The 2,296-nt window shown below is 63.3% G+C and carries 3 protein-coding genes; all 3 read left to right on the plus strand.

Annotated features, from left to right (window positions below; all coding sequences use genetic code 11):
* Positions 1 to 452, plus strand: a 452-nt coding sequence (dctP, locus tag WA989_RS03595; protein ID WP_424339150.1) for a TRAP transporter substrate-binding protein DctP, incomplete at its 5' end; no start/stop codon positions are given.
* On the plus strand, positions 449 to 958 hold the full coding sequence (locus tag WA989_RS03600; RefSeq protein WP_424339151.1) for a TRAP transporter small permease: 510 nt from the start codon (positions 449 to 451) through the stop codon (positions 956 to 958). The genes dctP and WA989_RS03600, both read left to right, overlap by 4 nt.
* Positions 949 to 2,226 (plus strand): TRAP transporter large permease, encoded by a 1,278-nt coding sequence (locus WA989_RS03605; RefSeq protein ID WP_424339152.1) that lies wholly within the window; start codon positions 949 to 951, stop codon positions 2,224 to 2,226. Before WA989_RS03600 ends, WA989_RS03605 begins: the two co-directional genes overlap by 10 nt.
* Positions 2,227 to 2,296 lie beyond the last annotated feature (70 nt).

A 2,296-nucleotide genomic window follows, 5' to 3' on the forward strand; every position in this document is an offset into this window, starting at 1 on the left:
GCGCCGACGCAACGCCGATGTCGCTCGGCGAGGTTTACCAATCGCTGGTTCAGGGCGTGATCGACGGGGCGGAGAATAATTGGCCGTCCTATGAAAGCGGCCGCCACTTCGAGGCCGCGCCCTATTACAGCCTGACGCGGCACGTCATGGCGCCGGAAATCCTCGTCATGTCGCTCAGCCGCTGGCGCAAGCTATCCGAGGCGGATCGCGTGCTCGTGAAAAGCGCCGCCCGCCGCTCCGTGCCTGTCATGCGGGCGCTGTGGAAGGAGCGTGTCGAGGGCGCCAAGAGCCGGCTTCTCGCAGCGGGTGTCGAGGTCAATGAAGTCGCAGACCTTTCAGCCTTCCAGGCGCTCATGCAGCCGGTCTGGGAGCGCTTCATCACCACGCCGCAACACAAAGACCTCGTCGAGCGCACAGTCGCGCTTGGCGAAGAGATGGGAGGGGGATCATGAGAAAAGCGTTCGCTCAATTTACCCATGTGGCCGCCGATACGCTGGTCAAGGTCGCCGCCGCCGGGCTGGTCGCCATGACGCTGATCGTCGGCTGGCAGGTGTTTGGCCGGTATGTGCTCAACTCAAGCCCGTCCTGGTCCGAGCAGGCCGCTCTGACCTTGATGATCTGGTATGTTTCGCTCGCCGCTGCGGCAGGCGTGCGCGAAGGCTTCCACATCCGCATCGTCGCCCTTGAAAACACGCTCCAGCCGAGGCCACGGCGCGCCATGCGCATCTGCGCCGACCTTGTCGTTGCGGCCTGCGGGCTTGCCATGGCCATCTGGGGCGGAGAACTCGTGATCCGCACCTGGGAGCACACAATCCCGTCCCTCGGCCTGCCGCGCGGCCTCGCCTATGCTGGCCTGCCGATTGCCGGTGTCCTGATCGTTGTCTTTGCCCTGGAACGGATGTTCGAGGAAGCCGACGGCGACCAGGTTGAAGACGAGGAGGATCCACGATGGAGCTGATCGTCCTCATCACAGTCCTGATCGTCTGTCTTGCGATCGGCGTTCCGGTGGCCTTCTCGCTGCTGGCCGCCTCGATCGCCTGCTTCCTCGCGCTTGATCTGCCTCTGGTCGTCGCCTTCCAGCGCATGGCTGCGGGGTTCAGCGTGTTCACGCTCATGGCCATTCCGTTCTTCATTTTCGCCGGTGACCTTATGTACCGGTCGGGCATCGCTCAGAGGCTGGTGCAGGTCGCCGAAGCCGCTTTCGGGCGGGCGCGCGGCGGGCTCGGTCCGGTGAATATTGGCGCATCGACGCTGTTCGGCGCGGTGTCCGGTTCGGCCATTGCGAGCGCGTCGGCCATGGGCTCGACCCTGATGCCGCTGATGCGCGAAAAGGGCTATGACGGCGACTATACCGTCAACGTCACGGTGACCGGCGCGATTGTCGGCCTGCTCATCCCGCCCTCCCACAACATGATCATCTATTCGGCCTCGTCCGGCATTGGCGTGTCGATTGGTGACCTGTTTCTCGCGGGGATCGTGCCCGGCGTGCTGACCGCGATCCTGCTCATGGTCGTCGCCTGGATCGTTGCTGTGAAACGCAACTATCCGCGCGGCGAGTTTCCCGGCTGGGTCAAATTCCTGCGCGCGCTGCTGTTCGCCATACCCGGCCTGCTGACCGCCATAATTATCATGGGCGGCATCCTGTCGGGCATCTTCACCGCAACCGAATCTTCCGCCATCGCCGTCATCTACACGATCGCCGTCGGCGCGCTCGTCTATCGCACGCTCGGCTGGACGCGGTTCGTTGAGGCGTCGATGCAGTCGGTCAAGATCACTGCGATGGTGCTGCTCATCATCGGCGCGGCCAGTGCGTTCGGCTATGCGCTCGCTATCCTCGAAGCGCCGACACGGCTCGCCGAACTCATCACCGCGGCGACCGACAATCCGATCCTGGTCCTGCTCATCGTCAACGTGATCCTGCTCGTGCTCGGCACCTTCATGGACATGTCGCCGCTGATCGTCATTACCACGCCGATCCTCTTGCCTGTCGTCACCCAGGTCGGCGTCGATCCAGTGCATTTCGGGATCATCATGATGCTCAATCTCGGCATCGGTCTTGTGACGCCGCCGGTTGGCTCGGTCCTGTTCGTCGGCTCGGCTGTTGGCAAAGTGCCGGTCGACGAGGCGGTGAAAACGATCTGGCCGTTCTATGGCGCGTTGATCGTCGCGCTGATGTTCATCACATTCGTCCCGCAGCTTTCGATGACGCTGCCGAGCCTGTTCTGAGGAGCTCCGTCATGCGCCGTCCTCTGATTGTTTCCAGCCTGGTCGTCGCAGTATTGACAGCCTGCGCGCA

The sequence above is a fragment of the Henriciella sp. genome, assembly GCF_049649345.1.
Taxonomy (GTDB): Bacteria; Pseudomonadota; Alphaproteobacteria; order Caulobacterales; family Hyphomonadaceae; genus Henriciella.

Excerpts from the sequence above, each read along its gene's own strand:
- WA989_RS03605 (WP_424339152.1), top strand. The coding sequence starts at position 949 with ATGGAGCTGATCGTCCTCATCACAGTCCTGATCGTCTGTCTTGCGATC.
- WA989_RS03600 (WP_424339151.1), top strand. The coding sequence starts at position 449 with ATGAGAAAAGCGTTCGCTCAATTTACCCATGTGGCCGCCGATACGCTG.